The following is a 778-nucleotide window of genomic DNA, read 5'->3' on the forward strand; positions in this document are numbered from 1 at the left end:
CACAAGCCGACCCACGGCCTGGTCTCCCAGGACGGGGTCCTTCCTCTGGCCTGGTCTTTCGACCATGTCGGGCCGATGGCGCGCACCGCCGAGGACTGCGCCCTGCTCCTCGACCTGATGGCACGACCCGGTCGCCCGGTCACGTCGCCACCGCTGACCACCCTCCAGGGCCTGCGGGTCGGCGTGGCGGTCGAGCCTCTCCAGCGCTCCCAGCCAGAGGTACGAGCCCTGGTGGCGGACGCGGTGGCCACCCTCGAGAAGGCGGGCGCGGTGACCTGCGACGTGGCGCTGCCCCACTACGACGAGGCCGACGACGTGGTGATGCTCGGGCTCGCCGCCGAGGGGCTCGCCTACCACCACGCCGACGCGCGCACCCGGTGGACCGACTACGGACCGGTCGCCCGCGCCGCGCTCCTCACCGGACTGCTGGTCACCGGTGCGGACCTGGTGCAGCTGCAGCGCGTGCGCCGCCACATCCAGCGGCGCTCGGCCGCGCTCTACCGCGATGTCGACGTGATCATCGCGCCCACGTGTGGCGGCCCGGCCCCGCTCGCGGACGGGCTGGAATTCAACGAGGTGGTTGGGCTGCTGCACACGCAGTACTGGAACGCCACTGGCGAGCCGGCGCTGTCGGTGCCGATCGGGACCGTCGACGGCCTGCCGGTCGGACTCCAGATCGCCGGCCCCGCGTTGGCCGACGACCTGGTGCTGGCCGTCGGGCACCTCTACCAGCAGCTCACCGACCACCACCTCGCCCACCCACTCGCCCAGGGGGCCA

Annotated in this window: 1 protein-coding gene; it reads left to right on the top strand. The window is 73.1% G+C overall.

Features of this window, described 5'->3' with window-relative positions:
- Positions 1 to 45: 45 nt before the first annotated feature.
- The coding region (locus Q0L15_RS21540; protein WP_296606823.1) for an amidase at positions 46 to 778 on the top strand (733 nt) is incomplete at its 3' end.

It is taken from the genome of Nocardioides sp. (genome assembly GCF_024509035.1).
In the GTDB taxonomy this organism is placed as follows: Bacteria; Actinomycetota; Actinomycetes; order Propionibacteriales; family Nocardioidaceae; genus Nocardioides.